Below are 23,397 nucleotides of genomic sequence, written 5' to 3' on the forward strand. Positions count from 1 at the left end.
CCGAGATCAATCGTCATTCCTGCGCAGGTTGGAACAGGGCTTGCTCAGCGTAGCTAATCTTAAAGCTTTCCATATGCTTTTTCCCCTTTATACGGACTAGCTTTTATTGTAATCGAGCGCAAACAAAATGCATCTTATTGTAGCGGATGCAAAAATAATCATCAAAAATATACGTTTTTATGCCTTATTAATGCTATAATTCTCTATATAATGTTAAAATTAACATCGAATTGATCATTAATAAGGTCTATTTTGTAGATTTGAAGAGATGTTCCCTGACAATCTGCACGATAAAGAAGAATTAAAGTATTTGGAAGCCCTAAAAGACGGCCATCAATATGCTTTTGATTTTATTTATACCAGGTATAGCAAAATGCTTTTACCAAAGTTGCAGCGGATGATTAAGCTGAATGAAGTTGTTGATGAACTTTTACAGGATGTTTTTCTGAAAGTTTGGCTCAACCGTGCTGAAATAGATCTCCAAAAATCATTTAAAGGCTGGATATTCAAAATTGCTCAGAATACCGTTTATGGCTATTTCCGCAAACTTGCACTGGATATTAAGATGCAGCGGTATTTATTAGAAACTTTTGCTGAGTTTTACGATCAAACCGAAGATTATATATTCAATAAGGAAAGAGTGGAATTGCTTAACCAGGCCATTGAAAAACTTCCGGCGCAGCGAAAAGAAATTTTCAGGCTTTGCAGAATAGAGGGGAAAACCTACCAGGAAGCAGCCGAAATATTATCATTGAGTCCATCTACAGTAAGCAACCAATTGGTTAGTGCTACTAAATACATCAAACGTTACGTCTTTTTTCACGCTCAAGAGTTTATTGTTTTCTGCATTGCAGCCTATTTGAAAGGCTGAAAAAAAATATTTTCAAAAAAAAATCTAAGTGCGATAGTGTGTTTGTCCACCTCGTGCATATTATAGATTGACAACGATGGAAAAAAAACCTTTAGGCCCAGAATTATTCGAAAGATTTATTGCCAATGAAAGCAATGCTGCAGAGCTTGAACAGTTGTTTAGTTATCTAGGAGATGTTGATCAGCAGGAACTGGAAAATTTAATCCAATCTGAATTTGAGCATCATATTGATGCTTTTAATGATGCTGATGAAGACCGGTTGGCCCTTATCCATGTTGCATTATCAGCTAAACTGTTCTCAAAACCCGAAAACCGCATTTTAAAATTCGTAAAATCAAGCAATTTTAGGAAAATGGCCGCTACATTATTGGTGGTGGTTTCCGTTACATTGCTTATTGCTAAGTTTTTGAATAATGGTAATAAGGTTGTTCCAGGCTCAGCTCAGGCGGTACTCACCTTGAATGGAAAAGAAACAGCATTAGATGGGAGAGTTGCCAAGGTCATTTATCGGAGTGCTGGTGTTACGGTGAGTACCAAGGCAGACGGAACAATGGTTTTTATGGCCATTAATGCCGATTCTGCTGAAGCTTCGAAATTAAATGTGGTTTCTACTCCTAATGGCGGCGAGTATCGGGTTACTTTGAGCGACGGCTCTATGGTAATGTTAAATGCAGGATCGAAACTTAGCTTTCCAACTGATTTCCGCGGATCAGAAAGAAAAGTGTATGTGGAGGGAGAGGCTTTCTTTAAGGTTGCCAAAAATCCGTTGAAACCATTTATTGTAAATGTGGCCGGCAATGAGATTAAGGTATTGGGTACGCAGTTTAATGTGAGTAGCTATCCTGAAGATGAAGGCACACAAGCCACACTGTTAGAGGGAAGTATCCAGTTTTCGAATGCAAACGGCGATCAGGTGGTGTTAAAGCCTAATCAGCAGGTTACTGCGCATCATGGTAAGTTAGATCTCCAAGCTGTTTCGGCAGAAGATTTTAATACCTGGACAAAAGGGGAGTTTTTATTTAACGATGTGCCCTTATCAATTGTGATGCAAAAACTGGCCAGATGGTACAATGTGGAAGTAGATGTGAAATCTATTCCGCAAAAGAACCTGTACCTGAAAATATCCCGAAAGGCGGATATTGATGAGGTACTTGATGCCATTTCTACAGCCACCGCTTACAGGTTCAAAATCAAAGAGAATAAAATCATGCTTAAAGAATAAGGTTGTTCCGTCGTCGATCAATTAACCAACCAAACTAAATTTTTATGACAAACCATTACTTTCGCCTCGTCCGATCTGGATGCAGGTATTTACTGAACTGGCCAAGCGTTTTTTGCCTGATCGTACTCTTATCGATAGAGGCAAAAGCACAAAATAACCAGTATACTTTTACACAAGCGCCCTTAAATACCGTTATCTCGCAGATTTCTGCAAAAACTAAATACGAATTTGTGTACGATGCGGCACTGGTTAAAAAAGCTAAATCCATTAACTTTACACTAAACACTGCTGATATTAAAACGATTATGGATGCGGTGGTTAAAGGACAGGTATTTAGCTACGAAATTAGTAATAACCGTACCATCATCTTAAAAGAAATAAAGGATAATATTGAAGATGAATATATCCTGCATGGTATGGTAACTGATAGTTTGGGTTCGCCATTGCCCGGTGCATCGGTTAAGATCAAAAATACCAATAAATATGTGCTTACAGATGGTAACGGCCATTTTAATCTTAACTTGAGCGATCAATATAATACGTTAGAAGTCAATTATGTAGGCTATCTTTCTGCTACGCAACGGTTTGATCGGAGTGCGACTTTAAAGGTGGTAACCGTTAGGTTAAGTGCCAATGCATCTTTACTGGCAGAGGTTGTGGTAAATGGTTTTCAGTCGATCAGTAAAGAACGTTCTACAGCTTCGGCATCAATTATAAATGGGAAGGTACTAAACGAAAATATCAATGTTGATATATTAAGTGCATTAGAAGGGCGTGTAGCTGGTTTAGCTTATGTGAAAAATCCTTTTGGTGCATCAGCTGATCAACCTGTTTTACGTGGTCAGGGAACTTTTTCTGTTATTAATGTTGGCTCAGCTCCTTTAGTGGTAATAGATGGATTGCCTACAGAAACTGCGCTGGAAGATATTAATCCTTATGACATTGAATCTGTAACAGTTTTGAAAGACGCAGCAGCCTCTTCAATATATGGATCTAGATCTGCAAACGGTGTTATTGTCTTAACAACAAAGAAAGCAAATAGCCCAGTAAAAATATCCTTAAATACTGATTTTTTTATTGATACCAAACCAAACTTTAGCTCCATGCATTATGCATCTACAGCTGATATTATTGACTTGGAGACTGATGTTTATAATAAAGAACGTGCTCGTTATACAAGTACAGAATCAATGTTTGCTTATTATGGAAATGTAGCGAATGGGACAATTCGCTATTACACTCCCCTTTATCAGTTATATCGGGATAGAGATGCTGGGAAAATAACAAATGATCAAGTTAATCAACAGATCAACAACTGGAAAAGCGGTGATTATTTGGAGCAGTATAGAAACAACGTTTGGCAGAATGCTTTTCGTCAACGTTATAATGTTTCTATAAGTTCGGCAAGTGCCAAATCGAACACATTTACCTCAATAAATTATGATAACTCTGCTCAAAGAACCATTCATAATAAGGATCAGAAATTAAATATTTACTTCAAAAACACGTATGATATTAAAAAATGGTTAACTACCAGTATAGGTTTTAATGGAACATATTCTACCGGAACAAGTACTGACGGCTCTTATGATTCCTATACGTTACAACCGAGATATGCCTCGATTGTAAATCCGGATGGTAGCCTGGTATATTCCGATTATGTTAATATACAGGATGGAATTACAGGAAGTGGAGCGATTAACGGTGCAGTAGTGGCTAGTCTTAAAAACAATTCGCAATATAAATCTTATCGCTTTAATATCTTAGAATCGCTAAATGAAGGGCAAGTAGAATCCCGAGATATTTCTTTAAGGGCTTTTGCCAACGTTCAGGCAAAAATTATGGATGGCTTAAATTTTTCTTCACAGTTTCAGTATGAAAATACAACTGAAAAGTCTGAGGAATACTATGCTGTTGATTCTTACAAAATGCGCTATGCATATAATGTATTAACAGGATATACACCATCAACCAATGCTTATACGTTTGGACTTCCGGTAGGTGGAAGATTTAGACAAGTTATGGGACAAAGAAATACTTATACACTCAGAAACCAATTAAGTTTTGATAGGAGTTTAGGAACAAAGCATTCGATAACAGCAATTGCTGGAATAGAAATGAGGCAAACTTTTTCGCCAAGAGGGATGGAAGATATTAGATATGGTTATGATCCAGTTACTTTAACTTCAACGATTATAAATAATGCCACATTGAGTCAAACTGGCGTTCCTAGCTATATCTATGGTGGAAATAAAACATTGGGTGTTGTAGGACGTACCCAATTCGAAACTAAGCATCGCTTTCTATCTACATATGCTAATGCAGGTTACACCTTTTTAAACCGATACAATGTAAATGGAAGTATAAGAGTTGATCAAGCCGATCTATTTGGTGTTGATCCGAAATACAAAAACAGACCATTGTGGTCAGCTGGATTAGGATGGAACATTAGTAATGAAGAATTTATACAAAATGAGAAATGGATCAATTTATTAAAGTTACGTGCTACTTATGGCGTAAATGGAAATATTGATCAAAATGGAAGCCCATTTCTAACCGCTAGAAGAAGAAATGACAATTTATTCCCTTCGCTTCAGTATGTAGATATTGTTGCACTTCCTAATCCAAAATTAAGATGGGAAAAAACGGAGACCTATAACGCAGGATTAGACTATGCTTTATTTTCAAATCGATTAAGAGGAAGTGTTGATCTTTATAATAAGAAAAGTACAGATTTACTCGTAAATACAGAATTGGATCCCACAGTGGGTACCGCATCAAGGGTAATTAATAATGGAGCTTTAAGAAATAGAGGTGTTGAATTTACTTTGGGAGGTGATTGGTTAAAATCAGGAAGCTTAACCTTAAGTTCTCAATTTGTAATTGGCTTTAACAAAAACAGCATAAGTAAGGTTAATAATGCACTTTCTTCAGCTTATAGTTATGTAGGCTCACCACGAGATTATTATATTGAAGGTTCTGCATACAATACACTTTATGCCTACCGATATGGTGGCATGATAAATGGCTATCCATATTTTTTAGATGAGAATGGGAAAGCAAGTATTGATTTTGATGCAAGTGGGCAGCCCATTGTATCGAGTATCAAAACAATAAACAATTTTGCAGGCTTGGTAAACATGGGCAGTTTAACACCCACTTATACCGGATCTTTCTCTCAGCGTATTTCTTATAAAAACTTCGAACTGGGTGCACTATTGGTGTTTTCTGGAGGTAACGTCATCAGAAAAGATGTCACGAGCCTGAGTTCGTATGAGGTAACTGATGAAAATATTACTCAGCGTTTTAAGAATGGAAATGTACCCGATGTACCACGATTATTGGTTGATTATCCTGAAACATTGATTAACAGCGCATCAACCATTTCTACCATGTGGCAATTTGCGGATGTAAATGTAGTTAAAGGCGATTATATTAAACTTAGAAGCCTGTCTCTTTCCTATAGTTTACCAAAACAACTCATTAATAAATTTAAACTTCCTTCCGCAAAATTCACGGCTCAGGTAAATAACCTTTGGTATGCCAGTGCAGCCGGCGACGATATCGATCCTGAAGCATATTCTGTAAATTCTGGTACCAGAACACTTCAAAATCCTAAATCTTTTGTATTTGGCTTAAACCTAACCTTCTAACAATATGAAAAGAAATATAGTTTTTATCGCATGTATAGCAATTCTTTTAACAATGGCTGGATGCAAAAAATATACCGACCTCACTCCTAAAGGATCTTTAGTTGTAGAAACCGCCAACGATTACTATGAACTGGTTTCTTATCCAAACAGGGCATATATCATTACCAACTTTCAGTACCTGGTTGATGACATGTGGATTAAAGAATCGAACTTTATTGGAGTAACCCCAAATATTAATACTGTACATTTTAGTTTCAACGTAAGTATTGACCGCGTTTCGATGATTACAATTTCTAATTTTTACGAACGTGCTTATTTGTACATTAACCGTTGGAACACCATTATTTCATTAGTTGATGGCAGTAAAGGGGATGATAATTTAAAAGCGCTGGCTAAGGCAGAAGCTAAGGTTTTAAGAGCCTTTGATCATTTCCTTTTGATAAATGTGTATGCCAAGGCCTATAATGCAGCTACAGCAGCTACAGATGGCGGAATCTGCATTATGGATAAATATGATCTGGAGGCACAGCCTGTAAAATCGACTGTGGCCCAGGTGTACGATTTTATCCAAAAAGATTTGGATGAGGCACTTCCACACTTACAGGCACAGCCAGCTGATCCTTACCATCCGTCATTAGCTTTTGCTTGGGCTTTAAAAGCAAAGGTACATTTGTTTAAAAAGGAAATAACACAGGCTAAACAAGCTTGCGAAAAATCCCTTTCCTATAATAACAAGATCTTTGACTTAGTAAATTATACCACTGTTCAGGGTGGGCCAAACGTACTTCCCATTATTGCACCCAATAACCCAGAGGTATTAAGTTACATGTATGTACAGGGCTATAACGAAACTAATTTTGGCTATACTTGGCTCATTAGCCCAGAATTAAGAGAATTGTTCGGTAACAACGATGCCCGTTTTAACATGTTCTTTAATACCACCAGTGCGAGCTTTTTGGATATTGGCTCTAATGCGGCTTACTATAATGTTCCCTATACCAAGTTTTTCTATCCTACCGTGGGTTTAAAAACAACAGAGGTATACTTAATGCAGGCTGAGTGTTTGGCCAGGGAAGGTGATTTAGCAGGTGCAATGGCTGTAGTAAACAAACTTCGCGAGAAACGCATCATTTCGGGTACAATCACACTTCAGATTCCGGCAACCAAAAAGGAAACCATGGATATTATCATCAATGAACGCAGAAAAGAATTATTCCTTGGTTTTAACAGGTTTATGGATCTAAAACGGTTAAACACTGAGCCGGAATACGCAAAAACAGTAGTGCGTAAATATCCGATTGTAAACAAAACCGTTCCACAGCAAACCTATACGCTATTGCCAACTTCGAGGTTGTATATCATCCCGTTTCCGCTTAATGTACTTAAGAAAAATCCTAACCTTACTTTAAATACCGACGAAAAGCTACCGTTTTAACATGAATATTAAACATTTTATATTTCCAGTTGCGCTCCTCTTCTCTTTAACTGCTTTCGGACAAAAAACGCCGATAGTAAAAGCCGATAGTACAGCTAAGAAGGGACCAGTTGATTATCAAAAGATCATTCCCACGAATGCAATTGGTCAGAATGGACTCTTTAACCTCAGGCAGGTAGATCAGAAATGGTTTTTCGAAATACCTGACAGTTTACTTGGGCGTTACCTACTTGCGGTTACGCGTTATGTAACCACACCACAAGGATTTGGGAGCTTTGGTGGTGAAAAGGTGAACGAACAAACCCTCTATTTTCAAAAAGGAAATAACAACAACCTCTTTTTAAAAGGGGTTGTTTATCGCCAGGAAACTAAAAATGCTTCAGAAGCCATTTATCAGGCCGTAATGCAATCGCAGGAAAACCCGATTATTGCCAGTTTCGATATTAAAGCACGTAACCCTATTACTGGAAACTATGTAATTGAGGTAACCGATTTCTTTAAAAAAGATGTTCCGGTAGTTTCCATTGCATCGGAAGAAAAAAGCGAAAAAAAACTGGGCAGCCTGGCTGATGATCGTTCATTCATCGAAAGAATAAACTGTTACCCGCTAAATGTAGAGGTTAAAACAACCAAAACGTATTCGAGTTCTGGTTTAGGGATTCCGGCAGGAGCTTTAACTGGCGCAATAACTTTGAGACTAAATACCTCATTGCTCTTATTGCCAAAAGTGCCTATGAGAAAACGTATTGCAGATGAAAGAGTAGGGTACTTTAATAATAAGTATATCTTATTTGATGAAGGTCAGCAAAGAACGCAAACCAAATATTTGGTACAACGTTACCGTTTAGAGCCTAAAAAAGAAGATTTAGCGAAATACAAAAGAGGGATATTGGTTGAGCCGAAAAAACAGATCGTGTATTATATCGACCCGGCAACTCCAAAAAAATGGCGTCCATATCTTATTCAGGGAATAAATGATTGGCAAAAAGCCTTTGAGCAGGCAGGTTTCAAAAATGCAATCATTGGTAAAGAATGGCCAGAAGCAGATACCACCATGAGTCTTGAAGATGCCCGTTTCTCGGTGATCAGATATTACGCCTCTGAAACACCAAATGCTTATGGTCCCCGCATCAGCGATCCGCGAAGTGGCGAAATTATGGAAAGCCATGTAGGCTGGTACCATAATGTAATGAAACTAGTGCATGATTGGTATATGGTGCAAGCCGGTCCGCTCGACCCAAGGGCAAGAAAAATGCAATTTGATGATGAATTAATGGGGCAGCTAATCCGTTTTGTTTCTTCACATGAACTGGGTCATACACTTGGTTTAAAGCATAATATGGGAGCAAGCAGCCAAACACCAGTTGAGAAGTTAAGGGATAAAGCCTGGGTAGAGAAAAACGGACACACCATTTCAATTATGGATTATGCGCGTTTTAATTATGTGGCCCAACCAGAAGATCATATTTCTCCAAAAGGAATTTATGCACGGATTGGTGCTTACGACGAATGGGCCATTAACTGGGGGTACCGTTATTTCGATGGGCAAAAGGATGAATATGCAGAAGAAAAGATTTTAAATAAAATGACTACTGATACCTTGACCAAAAACCCACGTTTGTGGTTTGGCGGCGAAGGCAAAGATGAAGATCCAAGAAGCCAGGCAGAAGATTTAGGAGACGATGCCATTATAGCCAGCGATTATGGAATTAAAAACCTGAAGAGGGTAGTAGCCAACCTTGTTACATGGACAAACGAACCTGGCGACCAATATGATAATCTGTCGCAATTGCATAAAGCTGTAGTTAGGCAATATGGCAGATACCTTTACCATGTAATGAAAAATATCGGCAACAGATATGTTACTAAACGCAGTGTAGAGGAAAAAGGAGTAGTTTATGCCGAAATTCCTAAGCAAAAGGTTAAAAGTGTGGTTGGTTACGTAGGCCGTCAGCTTTTTGATGCGCCGTTATGGATTTATCCTAAAGAAATTTCGCAGTATATAGATGTAAAACCAATGGACGAAATTTCTGATCAGCAAACGCAGATTTTAAATATGTTTTTAAGTCCGGGTCTGCTGTTTAACCTGAGTCAGAAAGCTTTAAATTCTGCTGATCCATATCCTGTGAGTGAGTTCTTAAACGATGTTTTACCTACTGTATGGAAGAAACCCTCGCTTGATCCCTTAAAAGACGCTTACCTAAGAAGTTTACAACGTTCTTACCTGGAGAAAGTAGGGATGTTAATTAATCCGAAAGATATGGCAGATGGCAAAGCAATGAACAGCGCTCAACGCAGTGATGTGAGACTGGAAGCCATTACGCACATACAGGCGATCAGAAAAAAAGTTGAAGAAATTCTTCCCCAAACCAGCGGTATCAATGCAATGCACTTAAAAGATATCAGAACAGAAATTGATAAGATCCTTAAAAAAACAACCTTAAATCCGTAAACAATGAAGAATTATATATTGACCGCCCTATTGGCTTTAAGCATCTTAAGTTTTAATTTAAGTGCCCAGGTAAAAACATCACTACAAGAAGTAGGTACACAAGAACTAGCAGAGAAAAGAGAAGCATTAAAAGAAGCCATTATCTTGAATTATTTAGGGGTGAAAAATAGCCTGGTTAAATCTGATTCGGTTCAGGCTATAAAGTATGCTACTGCATTTGCGTCGTTAATGGACCAGTTTAAGTTTAAAAAACTTTCATTAGCGCAGATGAATGAAGCAACTACAACGAGGGAAGAAATCAAAAAAAATGCTTTAGCAATTGCTGCTACCAGTTCGATCAATATTCAACGTAAAGAAATGGACAAATTATCTGTTAACATGTGGTCGATTATTGAAAGGTTTAAACCAGAAAAAACTACACTTTACAAACAGGTATGCCCAATGACGGGAACTACGTGGATCAGTAACGATAAAGCGATCGAGAATCCATATTATCCTAAAAATATGCTTACCTGTGGCGAAGTTAAAGCCAGTATTTAAAATGGACACAACACACATGAATAAATAGTTATAGTTAATGAATAAAAAGCGGTTATCTGGATGGAAACCGCTTTTTGTGTTTAACATCAAATTATAGAAGCATTAACGATAAAAATTTATCGAATTTTTAATTTGTATCAGAAAAAATCATACTTTAAACTTGTAATCGTTTAAGTAACCTCTGATTTTAATTTATGAAAAAACTGATCCCACTTCTGGTCATAACCATGTTTTTTGCTTGTATAAGTAAGGAGAAACCACAACAAAAAGCAAATGATAGTTTGGCTGTTGTTAATCAGGTTGTTAAGTCTAAAAAGGTGCTCGTTTTGAATAAAGACTCCCTTAACCAGGCTGATGCCACCTTATTAGTGAAAGCGGTTTATGATACTGTTTCCAACATGCCACAAACCGATAGCAAGGAAGACACCATAACCAGAGATGATGCCACATTAAAATATATGGAAGACCGCTCGGGGAAATATTATGTGTATGTGGTAGAAAATCGTGGGCCAATGTACGGTGTATCTATAGGCTGGTGTGATATTTTCATCTTTAAAAGGACAAGTGATAACTGGATATTGAATGATTTTCGTTTGCAGGCAGGTGGTGGGGGAATGTATGGTAATCCAGGTTCGTTTGAAAAACTGATTAAGATTGGTGATGAAAGTTTAGGCTTGGTAATTTCTGGCGGCCAAACACATATGGGCAGCAATTTTAATGTTACCGTAGTCGAACTGAGCGAAGGAAAGCTAAGGACAAGTTTTGGCCTTTCTACTTATCACGATTACGGAGAGGGTGCTGGCGATGATAATAAAATAACAGTATGCGATGAGAATAAATATCATTTTAAAACAGAAGCAAATAAGAAACACTACAACCTTGTAATTGAAAGGTACAATTGTGTTAATGATGGTTCTGTAAAGGTAGATAGTGTATCTATTCCTTATCAAAACGGATACAAAATACCCGAAAGTTTTTTGTTTGAAGTATAGCCATCCGAACGTATAAAGAAATAGCAAATTAATAGCTTGTGTAATCTATTTGTTAATCCAATCGTAGTTGCTGATCTCTTTTTTTCTTTAATAGGTTTCCTCTTAGTTTTCTGAAATTATAAATAAAGCCCATAAATACTAACCCTTTAAAAAAAGAGGTGCTTGTACAATTTTATACTAAATTTGCATTTTTTCGTAAATGATCGAATACCTTTGTGTCAGATTTAAAACGTATAATTAATTTGGCTGATGAATTAAATGATATGGAATGAAAGTTCTCTTGTAGGTTTTTTTGTGATTTCACTACTATGGTATATTACTGAGTCTGTAAATTATCTAAACCAATATCAATTGACTCATCTTGCCAAAACTCAATTAACCTCTAATGGATTAAATTTCAATAAATTAAATTATTTGTACATTGACAAATAAGGGGCAACCAACTTTGGTTTATGTAATCTGCTATGTAACATAAACTTTTCAATTTTATACATGAATGTTTTTAAGCGATTTTCTGAAATTGATTCAGCTAGAAAAAGTAATCATAAAAATTAGCTAAATTCGCCAAACAAGATAAACAGTTAGTTGAGTATTGGAGAAGTTTTGGGCGGTTATCTGAAAGCTAAAAACAATTCTTCTAAAAATCTATGCATATTGATTAATGGATAAAGTTAATTTATTGGCTACAATTGCTGTAGTAACAATTTCCATTTCATTATTTCTTTCCTTGTTTTTGATAAGCGTTAAAACAGCTCATAAATTAAGTAATCGCCTTTTTGCTCTTTTTCTAATTTTAACTGCTATTGACAACAGTGTAAACCTAAGTTATCTATTTGAAATTCCATTGACTGGAAGAATTTTTATCAGCTCATTTTTTTTTCTGCAGCTCCCGGCTTTTTACTTATATGTCCTATCTGTGTGCTATTCTGATTTTAAGTTAAAACCAGCTCACTTAATTCATATCATTCCTTTTCTGCTGGCAAACTTAATCTTATTACCTCGCTTTTATAGTGTCGATCTGGCTTCTAAAATTAGCTTTCTTGCAAAAGGCAGAAGTATGCTGGAGGTGCAGTTCAACCATATCTTAATGCATGTTCAATGTGCTTTTTATATCGCAGCAGCTTTTATGATCTTAAGAAAAGCAAAAAAGATTTACCTTGAAAATTATACAGGGGCAAGTCTCGAATCTCTTAACTGGTTATTCCAGTTTACAGTAGCACTATCGATCTTCTTTGCTATTGCGCTTTTAAAAAACATCTTTAAGTTTACTGACTATCCTAATATTTCCGATTGGTTAAAAGTTGGACTGATCCTCTCTGAGCTGACTATCATTTTTTGGTATCTGTATAAAGCATTAAATAATCCAAACCTGTTTAGAAATATCGATTCAAAATTAAAGCTGGTTTCGGATATTATTTTAGAAGACAAGAATTTCAGCCCATTAGTAGTATATGAGAAAGAGCATTGTTCTGCGTTATTGGCGCTAAAGCAATATATGGTAGAAGAAAAGCCATTTCTTAATCCTTCTTTAACAATACAGGAAGTTTCCAAAGATATTAAGATTCCTGTGCGTGAATTATCTGTTTTAATTAATCATCATTTGGAACAGCATTTTTACGACTTCGTTAATAACTACCGAATAGCGTATGCTATGGATATTTTGAAAGACGCTTCAAAAAACAAGGTAACTGTTTTGGGAGTGTTTGTGGACAGCAAGGACCGCACCTGGATCGGTACTTTTGAAGGTAACGTCGTTATCGAAAAAGGTAAGACCACAGCATTAAACGATAAGTCCTCACCGCTATCGAAGGCTTACATATCCAAGATGTGGGAAGATAAAAAGGGCAACCTTTGGTTCTCGCTGTATAATGAAAAAGGTGCGGCGGCAGGAATGTATATGCTTTCGCCGGAGGGAAAATGGGAGCGTTTGTGGAACGACAACCCGACAATGTTTGCCGGCAACAGCATCAACGATTTCTTTTTGGATGAAGAAAAAAACACTTTATGGCTCAGTCAAAACAATGTGGGGGTCATCAGGTACGACATTGGAGGCAAAAAGACCGAAACCTATACCACTGAAAATTCTAATGTTCCCAGTGTCAATATCGAGCGTATCACAAAGGACAAAGATGGCGCAATCTGGGCGGCAACCTTTGCGGGGATAATCAAAACAGCATTAAAATAAATACAATAATTACATTGTATCCTGTCCAGGTAGAAGGTTAATCGGTTGCTGCCAGACCCTTGGCTAAAGATCAAGTGCCAGTCTGATTTGATTGATGTAGGTCGTGCCGGAAATAATCTTGGTGTGCTCATTGTCATTCATTAAAATAATTAGCCGGTTATTGAAGTACCTGTTGATTTCGAGAATCTTTTCGGTGTTGATAATATATGACCGCTGGATCCTTAAAAAACTGGAAGGCAGTTTTCCTTCCAGTTCCGACAAGGAGAGTTCTGTTAAGAACTTATCTCCGTTATCAGTATAGATCATCACATAACCCTGTTCGGCCAGCAGGTAAGATATCTTGCTTAAGCGTACCAGAATAATTTTATCCTTTGTTTTGATCGGTATGGCTGTAATCTCCTTCTTGGGCTGCAGGTGATCAAAAAACTGTTTCAGGCTGTTATAGTCAACAACCTGCGGTGCTGCATTGACAAATTTCCTAACCTTTATAATACATTTATCAAACCTGACCTCTTCAATAGGTTTTAAAAGATAATCAACCGCGTGCTCCTCAAAGGCTTTTACCGCATATTGTTCATAGGCGGTTGTAAACACTACCATAGGCTTGTGGTCAAGCTGGAGGAGCATACTAAAAGCTTCCATGTCAGGCATCTGGATATCCAGAAATATCAGGTCAGGTTTTAAAGCATTGATCATTGCAATTGCGGTCCTGCCATTTTCAGCCTCACCGATAACTTCAATCGTGTCCAGGTGTTTGCCGATCAGTTCCTTCATCATCAGCCTTGCCGGGTACTCATCATCTACAACAATGGTCTTGAATCTTTTGATCATGATAATAATTTTTTGTGTTCACCAATGGTAATGCAGACCTGTTTGGGGTCGTTTTCAAAAGCAATCCCGTAGCAGCCAGAAGTCAATAGATCCAGCTTGTCATATAGTGATTTTATACCATAGCCAGGGCTAAAATCTTCATCAAAGGGTCTGCCATTATCGGAAACATAGATCATAATCTCTTTTTCATTCTTTTTCAGTATGATATTTATTTCCAGATTATCTGCGCTTCCGCCGTGCTTCACCGCATTCTCCACCAATGGCTGTAAAAGATGTCTGGGAATCAGCTCGTCTTCCAGCTCCTTGGGTACATTGTAGCTATACCTCAGTCTTTCATCAAACCTTATTTTCTCGATCTCCAGATAAGTTAATACCATCTCCAGTTCTTCACGGATGCTTACATAACTGCTCTCTTCCTTATTCACATTATAGCGGAAGAGTTTTGAGAGGGCGATCGCCATAGCCCTGGTCTTTACACCGTCAGAGGTAGCCAGGCCGGCAATAGAATTTAAGGCATTGTACAAAAAATGGGGATTGATCTTTGATGAAAGCGCATCCAGCTGTGATTGTGAAAGCTGTTGCCGCAGGCGGGAAATCTGTAATTCTTTTTCGCGGATTTTAAGCCTATTGTGGTAGAGGTAATAATTATAGGCCATAAAAGCCAGTGCGCAGCCTGTGGGACCAGGAACCCAGATGGACAATGACAAAAGTATATCTTTAAAGCCCTGAAAACTGATCTGTACAATCAGCATAGAACCCATGGTGATTACAAAGATAAAAAGTCCTTCAATAAGCATGATTTTTACAATACCCTTGACTGAGCGTTTCCAAATACTGCTTGCCCATAGGTAAACGGTAAACAGTAATGCACTGGCTAGCGGGCTTAACAGGATGAACATAGGCTCACCTAAATGGATATGAAAATCAGGTCCGGCTCCAAACCTCTCATGCCTGATAAAACCTGAGAGGTTCTCCACCAAGCGGACCACAGTAAATACACCTAATATAGCTAACCAAGCGGTTAATATATTGTTAAGCCATTTATTGATATTTATCCGGATGGTATGTTTTCTAAGTGCATAGAAAGAGAATAGGAAAACAAAGGTATACAGGAAGCAGCTGAGCGTGATTCCGCTGAATAGGCTGCTCAATCCTCGAAGTAATGAATTATTGTCCATGAGATTTAATTAAAAGGTTAAATAATATCCAAATAGACATCCTTTAACCGCGCTATCCAACCAAAATTCCACGAACCTGAATATTTAGCCGGTAAACTTAGATCAGTTGGTCTTTAGGCAGCGAAAGTAATATAAAAAACAGAGAAATGACGGGCTATAGCAGCGTCGGGAGATGATCCCAAGGACACATCTTTCGTATTATGCTAAAAACTGGTTTCGATAGGTGGGGAGCCCAGTGGTGGCCAACAAATTTAAATCATAAAATGGCCAGTGAATTCACCACCATACAGATTGAATAAAGTTGCATTTGATTGATTTATCTTAGAAAAGCTTTCTTGGTTTAAATACTATTAAACCAAAAAAGACGCAATCTCTTGCGTCTTTCGTGATCCCGCTGGGATTCGAACCCAGGACCACTACATTAAAAGTGTAATGCTCTACCAGCTGAGCTACGGAATCATTTCCTTTTGTTTAAGGAGGTGCAAATATAGGGATTTATCTTTTTCTTGCAAACATTTTTTGAAAATGTTTTTAATGCTTTTTAATTTGGTTAAAAATGGCTGTTCTAACTGCTTGATTTTAAATTTTGTATGCTTAAAAATAATCCTAAAATTTATTTTAATTCATCAACAATCAGCGCTATTTACTTGCTTTAGGGATGAAGTTTAAAAACGACTGGAACTGGGCTTTGTGTTTATTTTTATCCAATTTAAAATAAAAAGCCCCACGGCGCGAACTCGATTTATCCTTATCGGTCTGTTTAATCAATAATCCACTGGCTGTAATCTTGCGGATAAAGTTTCGGTTATCTATCGGCGAATCGTAAACCTGCTCATATAATGCCTGCAATTGCGGTATAGTAAACCGTTTTGGTAAAAGCTCAAATAAAATAGGATGGAGGGCTGCCTGATAACGGATTTTATCCATAGCAGCCTTCACCATCATATCATGGTCGAAAATTAACGCTGGAACTTCTTTTAACTTAAACCATTCGGCATGGTACTGATCATTGATCTGTTTACTGTATTTATTAATATCGATCAGTGCGAAGTAGACTACCGAAACGGTACGTTCGATGGGATCTCGATCTGGACTCCCATAAGCATGAAGTTGCTCCAGGTAAACATCGTGTAATCCTGTTAACTCTAATAAAATCCTTTTAGCTGCGCCATCAAGATCTTCACGTTCACCAATAAAACCACCCATCAAACTCCATTGATCTTTTACAGGCTCTATTGCCCTTTTTATCACCAAAAGTTTTAGCTGGTCGCCGTCGTAACCAAAAATAATGCAGTCTACTGCAACAAGAACAGGTTTTTGATTTAAATATTTTCCCATGTTAAAATAGCGTATTTAATTTAGCATCGTTATAATCTGTAATATAACCTAAGATATTTGGATAACCTTCAAATTCTTCGGTTGTATGTGTTGTGGTTAATACCATACAGGGCATACCTGCATTTAAAGCCGATTCTACACCTTTGGGTGCATCTTCGAAAACCAGACAATCTGCCGGAGCAATATTTAATGCTGCCGCGGCCTTTAAAAAAGTTTCGGGATCTGGCTTGCTTGTTTTTACATCATCTGCACTCACTATTGCATCCAGATAATGACGGATATTCAATCCATCTATTACAAAATCTATATTAAAAGGTATTGCAGCAGATCCGATCGCCATTGGAATGTTAGCCTCTTTTGTGCGTTCCAAAAATTGACCCAGTCCATCAATCAGCGCTAAATGCGGCATGTAATCTTCCTGGTAGCTTTTCTTTATCGATAGAAAGGCGTTCTATTTCTTCGGCATTAAATTTATCTTTTCCAAAAACGCGTTCTAAAACTTCGTGGTTTTTACCATACATTTCTTTTTTTACGTTTTCGTAATCAAGTTTGGCACCTAAATCTTCCGTCATGATGCTGTACCAGGCTAAGGTATGGTATTCCATATCGTTAATCATAGTGCCGTTCAAATCAAAAAGAAAAGCCTTTGGCTTGAAATTTAAATTATGCATATGGCTGCTAAATTATGTGATTTTTTTTACTGTTAAGAATCCCCACCGATATTATGAAAAAATAAGTATAATCGTTACTTTAACGTTAATAATTTTTTCCTACATTAGCCTTAACCAAAAATAAATCAATATGAAGCCGTTTCTAATTTTGTGCGCAATTGCAGATCCGCTTTCACAAATTTTAATCGATGAAACCGTCATGATTTTCAAAATCATACAGTAAAATGATTATACCGAGCTTGCGAGTTCTTGAATTCAAAAAGGGAAATAAAACACTCGTGAAAAATCATGACAGCTTCATCACAAATGAAAACAAAATATTAAACAGATGAAAAAAATATTCTTTAAGGCTTTGCCCTTCGCTACGCTATGTTTAGCCATTTCTTTTACTTCATGTAATCCTAAATCAGACAAGGGAGCACAGGCTACCGTGCAAACTGATTCTTTAAAATACAATACTACCATTGATGGTAAAAGTGTTAAGCTCTATGTTTTGAAAAACAAACAAGGTGCTTCGGTTTCTATTACCAATTATGGCGGGAGGGTAGTTTCGCTTTTGGTTCCCGATAAAAATAATAAGTTAACAGACGTGGTTTTAGGCTACGATAGCGTGGGTTCGTATCGCAAAAAAGGTGAACCATTTTTTGGTGCCTTAATTGGTAGATACGGAAACCGCATTGGTAAAGGTAAATTTACCCTGGAAGGAAAAGAATATGCTTTACAACTTAATGATGGTATTAATACCTTACATGGCGGTACGGATGGTTTTTTCTCGAAAGTTTGGGATGCTAAACAATTGGATGGACAAAAATTAGAGCTGAGTTATGTTTCAAATGATGGTGAAGCAGGTTATCCGGGAAAACTGGATGTTAAGGTAACTTATACGCTAACTGATGATAATGCTTTGCAGATCGATTATTTAGCTACTACCGATAAAACTACTGTTGTGAATTTAACCAATCATGCTTATTTTAACCTAAATGGTGAGGGCAATGAAACGATTTTGGATCATGAATTGACGATTGATGCAAATGCCTACACACCAGTAGATTCTACACTTATTCCAACAGGTAAATTGCAACCTGTAGCGGGAACTGCTTTCGATTTCAACAAAGCCAAAACAATAGGAAAATCGATCGAGGAAAATGATCAGCAATTAAAATTCGGCAAAGGTTACGATCACAATTTTGTGTTAACACACCATGATGGCAAAACGCCTGTAGCGATTGTTAAAAGTCCGGTTACAGGAATTACCTTAGAAGTTTATACTGTTGAACCAGGCTTACAGTTTTATAGTGGCAACTTTTTAACGGGTGCTGATAAGGATGGTAAAGGTGGTAAATCATATCCTCACCGTTCGGCTTTTTGCTTAGAAACACAACATTTTCCTGATGCACCAAATCATGCAAATTTTGCATCAACCGTGCTTAAGCCAGGCGAAACTTATAAAACAAGTACAACATACAAATTTTCTAAATAACGTTAACGGGTTGTATCATAAATATAGAATTGTCATCCTGAGCTTGTCGAAGGACCTACTATAACACCGTTACGGCGTTTCGACAGGCTCAACGTGACAAATTTCTGGAGAAACTATGTTTATGATACAACCTCTTATTTTACTCCAAATTCCGCTTTAAGGGTTTAATAACCGATTAGGAAATTGTGTAATTTTCTCAATGGTTAATTGTTGCATGATCTGGTATAAATGAGTTTTGAACATATTTATGGTATGATCGCCCCCTTCATTACCCAAAGCGCCAACTCCATACATAAAAGGTCGGCCCATAAAGTTGAATTCAGATCCAACAGCATGTGCTCTTGCTAAATCAACGCCTGAACGAATACCACCATCTAACATGATTTTCAATTTTGATTTGTATAGTGGATTGTTTGCCAATTTGATCAGTGAATTGATTGAGGATTCGCCTGCGTCAATTTGTCTGCCACCATGATTGGAAACAATCACACCATCAGCACCGATTTGGATAGCAGCCTGCATATCTTCATCAGTCGCGATTCCCTTCAGGACTAAAGGTCCTTTCCAAAGATCACGAATGGCAGAAACCTTTTCAATATCAACCTTACCGGTAAATGTTTTGTTCATAAATTGTCCCAGTTGCGACATGTCCATTCCTTTTTCCATATAAGGCTTTAATGTAGCAAATGATGGAATTCCATGTTGTAGGGTTTTAATTCCCCATAGCGGACGGGCAAAGGCCTGCAAGATATTATTGATTGACATTTTTGGTGGAATAGATAAACCACTCTTAATTTCTTTATATCGTAAACCAAATGCAGGTACATCTACCAGAACAACTAATACGGGACATTCAACAGCTTTTAAGCGATTTAAGATATCATCTCTCAAGCTATTCTCTGTAGGATGGTATAATTGAAACCATGCTTTTCCTTCAGATACTTCGGCAATTCGTTCGATACTACTGGTGGATACCGTGCTTAAGGTATAAGGAATATCGGCCTTAGCGGCAGCCTTAGCTAAAATTTCGGGTGCGTTAGGCCACATCAAACCTTGCAAACCAATCGGAGATACTCCAAATGGAGCACTATAACGACGGCCAAATAATTCAACCGACATGTCGATATCTCCACCAACACGTAAGTAATTCGGTTTAAGGTAAATATTGTCGAAGTCGCTCTCGTTTCGCGATAAATTAAGCCCCTCATTACAACCGCCCTCCAGGTAGTCAAAAGCAAATTTAGGAATCCTTGATTTTGCCTTTTTTCTTAAGTCGGCTACAGAAGGGAATTGAGGATTGTAAGGGAATGTAATCTTTTTACTCATATTTAAATATTGTATTGGTCAGATTCTATTTTAGAAAGCGAAAACTAATATTTTATATTATATTTTCCATCCTGCTCTATCTGCTATTTTGTATTTATCGTTTTATATTGGATATAATTAGTCATTTGCTTACACTAGTTAGGGATAATTACAGTTACACATCATAAAATACGATATGCTAATAAAGTGTTTTGTAGCGAGGTTTAATTTTAGTTTTTGATCTGTCATTCTGAACGCAGTGAAGAATCCTTTGCAAATAAAGCCATATCAAAAAGATCCTTCATTGCATTCAGGATGACAAATGGTTCGAAGATATGTCGTTAAACTCCGTAAAAATTAGTTGCATTATCGGTGAAAATTAATTTCCTTTCAGCTGCGAAGAACCGCTCTGTGTACTTGTAAACCAAATTGAACCAATCCTGATAAGGTCTGCTGAGCAACATTACCGGCCAATCGCTACCGTACATAACCCTTTCGGGGCCAAAATGCTCGAAAATGGTATCAAAGCAATTGAAAAGCTCTTTTTCTGTCCAGTTTTTCCAGTCTGCTTCGGTAAGTAAACCCGATACTTTGCAAAGTACATTTGGGTTCGATGCCAAGGTTTTAATATTTTCAGACCATGATTTTATATCCTGACTTTTAACATCGGGTTTGCCACAATGGTCTAATACAAATGGTTGATCGGGTATTTGATCAACCATTTTGATAATATCTGTTAATTGGTTGTGATAACACAATAAATCGTAAGTATAATTGTATTTTTTTAAAAGATTAACGCCAGCAATAAACTTTTTGTTCAGGATAAAATCTGCGTTTTCGGCTTGTAGGATATGTCGCCAACCTTTAATGGTTTTGAAATTGCTCCAATAAGTCAAACGTTCGTCCAAATTAGGGCTAAGCAGATCTACCCAGCCCACAATGCCTTTTATGATTTCATTTTGTTCTGCCAATGTTAGCAGAAAATGGTTTTCTTCTTCCGATTGATTGGCCTGCACCGCAATACATCCTGTAATCTGAAGATCATTGTATACCCTCAAAAGGTTTTTTGGCGAAAAATCTTTACGGATGGCCATCATGTCTTCGTTTATCCAGTTATCTCTAACCGGATCAAAATTCCAAAAATGTACGTGTGTATCAATCATAAGAAAGCGTTTAAAGTTTAAATATCTGATCCATTAAAATCCATTTTTCACCTGGTTTAGCGCCTGGTAAGGCTTGCTGGAATTTCCACATTAGGCTTTCCCATTCCTGTACTTTTGGATTGGCCAGATCGGCTTTAGCTTTTTCTTCAAAAGAAAAGCTTTCATTAACCTCCATAATCATAAACAGCCGGTTGCCAATTAAATATATTTCCAAGTTATCAATTCCAGAAGAAGTAATACTTTCTTTAATTTCAGGCCAAACCGATCGGTGATACTGCTTATATTCTTCGATAAGCTTTTCATCATTTACAAGATCGAGCGTTAAGCAGTACCTTTTCATATTAATTTCCACTGTAGGCCTTAACCGTTTGTTTACTTGTGCCTAAGCTATCAATACCCAATTCTACCACATCACCAGCTTTTAGGTACCAAGGTTCAGGTTTTTGCCCTAAGCCCACACCAGCAGGCGTTCCTGTAGAAATTACATCGCCTGGTAAAAGAGTCATAAACTGGCTGATGTAAGAAATCATAAACGGAACATTAAAAATCAAATTCGACGTATTTCCATCCTGTAATGTTTTTCCATTTACGGTTAACCAAAGGCGAAGATTGTGAATATCAGCTATTTCATCTTGCGTAGCCATAAATGGACCGATAGGTGCAAAGGTATCGCAGCTTTTTCCTTTTACCCACTGTCCGTTTCTCTCTAATTGAAACTCACGCTCACTGTAATCGTTGTGTAGCGCATAACCAGCAATATAATCTAAAGCATTTTCTTCTGAAACGTAACTTGCTTTTTTACCAATAACAATTGCCAATTCTACTTCCCAGTCGGTTTTTTTACTGTTTTTCGGAATGACCAAATCATCGTTAGGTCCAACAATCGCTGAAGTAGCTTTGAAGAACAAAATAGGCTCAGCCGGAATGGGTGCATTTGTTTCTGCCGCATGGTCTTTATAGTTTAGGCCCACACAGATTATTTTTGAAGGACGGGCCAATGCAGGGCCAAGGCGCACACCTTTATCTACCTGAGGTAAATCAGCAGATTCAATTGCTGACCTTAGTTTTTCCAAGCCATCGCCACCAAAAAATTCTTCGTTATAATCTTTAACCAATGCAGAAACATCGAAATAATTATCATTTATAATTACTCCAGGTTTTTCAGCTCCAGCTTCGCCAAATCGTATTAATTTCATTATAAAATTCTTTAATGTATTTAAAAATATTTATTAATTATTTAAGGTAGTAAATCCGCCATCAATTGGGTAATCGCAACCGGTAATAAATGAGGCTTCATCGCTACATAAGTATAAAGCCAGGGCACCTACTTCTTCTGGTTTTGCCATTCTGCCGATAGGCTGTGTTTTAGAAAGTTTTTCGAACATTTCGGGGATATTATCCGGGTAGTTCTTCTGTAAAAAGCCATCTACAAAGGGAGTATGAACCCGTGCAGGTGAAATAGAATTACACCTGATGTTTTCGCCAATATAATCTTTCGCTACACTCATGGTAATTGCTTTTACAGCACCTTTTGCAGCACTATAAACAAAACGATCAGGCAGGCCAATTAATGCGGCAATAGATGCCATATTAATAATTACCCCTCCACCTGATAAACGGATCTGCGGAATGGCCGCATGTAAACAGTTATAAACACCTTTAACATTTACACGCATTACGCGGTCAAAATCTGCTTCATCGGTTGTATCGGCTTTGCCAATGTGCGCAATACCTGCATTATTGATCAGGATATTGATGTTGCCAATTTGCTTAAATACTGCTGCAACGGCCTGATGATCTGCAACATCACATCCGTAGCTGAATGCTTCCCCGCCGTTGGTTTTAATTTCTTTTATCGTATCTTGGGCATGTTCAGTTCCCAATTCGATGATGTGAACCTCCGCACCTTGTTTGGCTAAAATAGTTGCAATAGCTCTTCCAATGCCGCTTCCCCCGCCTGTAACTACGGCTTTTTTGTTTTTTAGTGAAAACATGTATATGATTGGTTATAAATTATAATTGATTAGAATACAAATAAAATAAATATTCTTGACTAAAAGTTTTATCTTCTTGTCTAAATA

Annotated in this window: 17 protein-coding genes, 1 tRNA gene and 1 pseudogene; 9 read left to right on the plus strand and 10 right to left on the minus strand. The window is 37.4% G+C overall.

Features of this window, described 5'->3' with window-relative positions; all coding sequences use genetic code 11:
• Positions 1–268 precede the first annotated feature (268 nt).
• The 8 genes from EZ456_RS06080 (at position 269) to EZ456_RS06115 (ending at position 13,350) form a co-directional block, all read left to right on the plus strand.
• The gene (locus tag EZ456_RS06080; RefSeq protein WP_131528320.1) at positions 269–871 is read left to right on the plus strand and encodes an RNA polymerase sigma factor; all 603 of its coding nucleotides are present in this window, start codon (positions 269–271) and stop codon (positions 869–871) included.
• A gap of 76 nt (positions 872–947) precedes the next feature.
• Positions 948–2,093, plus strand: coding sequence for a FecR family protein (locus EZ456_RS06085; RefSeq protein WP_131528323.1), 1,146 nt, complete (start codon positions 948–950; stop codon positions 2,091–2,093).
• A 44-nt stretch (positions 2,094–2,137) separates the two neighbouring features.
• A complete protein-coding gene (locus EZ456_RS06090) occupies positions 2,138–5,746 on the plus strand; it encodes a SusC/RagA family TonB-linked outer membrane protein (protein ID WP_131528326.1) in 3,609 nt (1,202 codons plus the stop codon).
• Between the two features lie 4 nt (positions 5,747–5,750).
• Complete coding sequence (locus EZ456_RS06095) at positions 5,751–7,181, plus strand: RagB/SusD family nutrient uptake outer membrane protein (RefSeq protein WP_131528329.1); 1,431 nt, start codon at positions 5,751–5,753, stop codon at positions 7,179–7,181.
• Position 7,182: 1 nt separating this feature from the next.
• Positions 7,183–9,633, plus strand: coding sequence for a zinc-dependent metalloprotease (locus EZ456_RS06100; protein WP_131528331.1), 2,451 nt, complete (start codon positions 7,183–7,185; stop codon positions 9,631–9,633).
• A 3-nt stretch (positions 9,634–9,636) separates the two neighbouring features.
• Positions 9,637–10,173, plus strand: a complete 537-nt coding sequence (locus tag EZ456_RS06105; RefSeq protein WP_131528333.1) for a DUF3347 domain-containing protein — start codon at positions 9,637–9,639, stop codon at positions 10,171–10,173.
• Positions 10,174–10,367: 194 nt separating this feature from the next.
• Positions 10,368–11,165, plus strand: a complete 798-nt coding sequence (locus EZ456_RS06110; RefSeq protein ID WP_131528335.1) for a hypothetical protein — start codon at positions 10,368–10,370, stop codon at positions 11,163–11,165.
• A gap of 679 nt (positions 11,166–11,844) precedes the next feature.
• The gene (locus tag EZ456_RS06115) at positions 11,845–13,350 is read left to right on the plus strand and encodes a hypothetical protein (RefSeq protein ID WP_205945036.1); all 1,506 of its coding nucleotides are present in this window, start codon (positions 11,845–11,847) and stop codon (positions 13,348–13,350) included.
• A 63-nt stretch (positions 13,351–13,413) separates the two neighbouring features.
• Here EZ456_RS06115 and EZ456_RS06120 read toward each other — a convergent pair whose 3' ends face one another.
• From EZ456_RS06120 to EZ456_RS06140, 5 genes and pseudogenes are all read right to left on the minus strand, one after another.
• Positions 13,414–14,181, minus strand: a complete 768-nt coding sequence (locus tag EZ456_RS06120; RefSeq protein ID WP_131528338.1) for a LytR/AlgR family response regulator transcription factor — start codon at positions 14,179–14,181, stop codon at positions 13,414–13,416.
• Positions 14,178–15,359 carry a sensor histidine kinase gene (locus EZ456_RS06125; protein WP_131528340.1) on the minus strand — a complete coding sequence of 394 codons (1,182 nt, stop codon included), beginning with the start codon at positions 15,357–15,359 and terminating at the stop codon, positions 14,178–14,180. Before EZ456_RS06125 ends, EZ456_RS06120 begins: the two co-directional genes overlap by 4 nt.
• Before the next feature lie 386 nt (positions 15,360–15,745).
• Positions 15,746–15,818 (minus strand) — tRNA-Lys (locus EZ456_RS06130).
• A 180-nt stretch (positions 15,819–15,998) separates the two neighbouring features.
• Positions 15,999–16,697, minus strand: a complete 699-nt coding sequence (locus tag EZ456_RS06135; protein ID WP_131528342.1) for an NUDIX hydrolase — start codon at positions 16,695–16,697, stop codon at positions 15,999–16,001.
• Between the two features lies 1 nt (position 16,698).
• Positions 16,699–17,368, minus strand: a pseudogene (locus tag EZ456_RS06140) (HAD family hydrolase).
• 328 nt (positions 17,369–17,696) lie between these two features.
• Between EZ456_RS06140 and EZ456_RS06145 the strand changes: the two are divergent.
• The gene (locus EZ456_RS06145; RefSeq protein WP_131528345.1) at positions 17,697–18,848 is read left to right on the plus strand and encodes an aldose epimerase family protein; all 1,152 of its coding nucleotides are present in this window, start codon (positions 17,697–17,699) and stop codon (positions 18,846–18,848) included.
• A 156-nt stretch (positions 18,849–19,004) separates the two neighbouring features.
• On the opposite strand, the gene EZ456_RS06150 is transcribed toward EZ456_RS06145, so the two are convergent.
• The 5 genes from EZ456_RS06150 to EZ456_RS06170 form a co-directional block, all read right to left on the minus strand.
• Complete coding sequence (locus EZ456_RS06150; RefSeq protein WP_131528348.1) at positions 19,005–20,174, minus strand: alpha-hydroxy acid oxidase; 1,170 nt, start codon at positions 20,172–20,174, stop codon at positions 19,005–19,007.
• Positions 20,175–20,494: 320 nt separating this feature from the next.
• Positions 20,495–21,316, minus strand: a complete 822-nt coding sequence (locus EZ456_RS06155) for an amidohydrolase family protein (protein WP_131528350.1) — start codon at positions 21,314–21,316, stop codon at positions 20,495–20,497.
• A gap of 10 nt (positions 21,317–21,326) precedes the next feature.
• On the minus strand, positions 21,327–21,656 hold the full coding sequence (locus EZ456_RS06160; RefSeq protein WP_131528353.1) for an L-rhamnose mutarotase: 330 nt from the start codon (positions 21,654–21,656) through the stop codon (positions 21,327–21,329).
• 1 nt (position 21,657) lies between these two features.
• Positions 21,658–22,512, minus strand: a complete 855-nt coding sequence (locus EZ456_RS06165; RefSeq protein WP_131528355.1) for a fumarylacetoacetate hydrolase family protein — start codon at positions 22,510–22,512, stop codon at positions 21,658–21,660.
• Positions 22,513–22,545: 33 nt separating this feature from the next.
• Positions 22,546–23,310: an SDR family NAD(P)-dependent oxidoreductase gene (locus tag EZ456_RS06170; RefSeq protein WP_131528357.1), complete on the minus strand. Its 765-nt coding sequence runs from the start codon at positions 23,308–23,310 to the stop codon at positions 22,546–22,548.
• Between the last annotated feature and the right edge of the window lie 87 nt (positions 23,311–23,397).

This window comes from Pedobacter psychrodurus (assembly GCF_004331735.1).
Lineage (GTDB): Bacteria > Bacteroidota > Bacteroidia > Sphingobacteriales > Sphingobacteriaceae > Pedobacter > Pedobacter psychrodurus.

What these genes read in the sequence shown, in the direction of transcription:
- EZ456_RS06080 (WP_131528320.1), top strand. Translation starts at nt 269, where the DNA reads ATGTTCCCTGACAATCTGCACGATAAAGAAGAATTAAAGTATTTGGAA.
- EZ456_RS06085 (WP_131528323.1), top strand. Translation starts at nt 948, where the DNA reads ATGGAAAAAAAACCTTTAGGCCCAGAATTATTCGAAAGATTTATTGCC.
- EZ456_RS06090 (WP_131528326.1), top strand. Translation starts at nt 2,138, where the DNA reads ATGACAAACCATTACTTTCGCCTCGTCCGATCTGGATGCAGGTATTTA.
- EZ456_RS06095 (WP_131528329.1), top strand. Translation starts at nt 5,751, where the DNA reads ATGAAAAGAAATATAGTTTTTATCGCATGTATAGCAATTCTTTTAACA.
- EZ456_RS06100 (WP_131528331.1), top strand. Translation starts at nt 7,183, where the DNA reads ATGAATATTAAACATTTTATATTTCCAGTTGCGCTCCTCTTCTCTTTA.
- EZ456_RS06105 (WP_131528333.1), top strand. Translation starts at nt 9,637, where the DNA reads ATGAAGAATTATATATTGACCGCCCTATTGGCTTTAAGCATCTTAAGT.
- EZ456_RS06110 (WP_131528335.1), top strand. Translation starts at nt 10,368, where the DNA reads ATGAAAAAACTGATCCCACTTCTGGTCATAACCATGTTTTTTGCTTGT.
- EZ456_RS06120 (WP_131528338.1), bottom strand. Translation starts at nt 14,181, where the DNA reads ATGATCAAAAGATTCAAGACCATTGTTGTAGATGATGAGTACCCGGCA.
- EZ456_RS06125 (WP_131528340.1), bottom strand. Translation starts at nt 15,359, where the DNA reads ATGGACAATAATTCATTACTTCGAGGATTGAGCAGCCTATTCAGCGGA.
- EZ456_RS06135 (WP_131528342.1), bottom strand. Translation starts at nt 16,697, where the DNA reads ATGGGAAAATATTTAAATCAAAAACCTGTTCTTGTTGCAGTAGACTGC.
- EZ456_RS06145 (WP_131528345.1), top strand. Translation starts at nt 17,697, where the DNA reads ATGAAAAAAATATTCTTTAAGGCTTTGCCCTTCGCTACGCTATGTTTA.
- EZ456_RS06150 (WP_131528348.1), bottom strand. Translation starts at nt 20,174, where the DNA reads ATGAGTAAAAAGATTACATTCCCTTACAATCCTCAATTCCCTTCTGTA.
- EZ456_RS06155 (WP_131528350.1), bottom strand. Translation starts at nt 21,316, where the DNA reads ATGATTGATACACACGTACATTTTTGGAATTTTGATCCGGTTAGAGAT.
- EZ456_RS06160 (WP_131528353.1), bottom strand. Translation starts at nt 21,656, where the DNA reads ATGAAAAGGTACTGCTTAACGCTCGATCTTGTAAATGATGAAAAGCTT.
- EZ456_RS06165 (WP_131528355.1), bottom strand. Translation starts at nt 22,512, where the DNA reads ATGAAATTAATACGATTTGGCGAAGCTGGAGCTGAAAAACCTGGAGTA.
- EZ456_RS06170 (WP_131528357.1), bottom strand. Translation starts at nt 23,310, where the DNA reads ATGTTTTCACTAAAAAACAAAAAAGCCGTAGTTACAGGCGGGGGAAGC.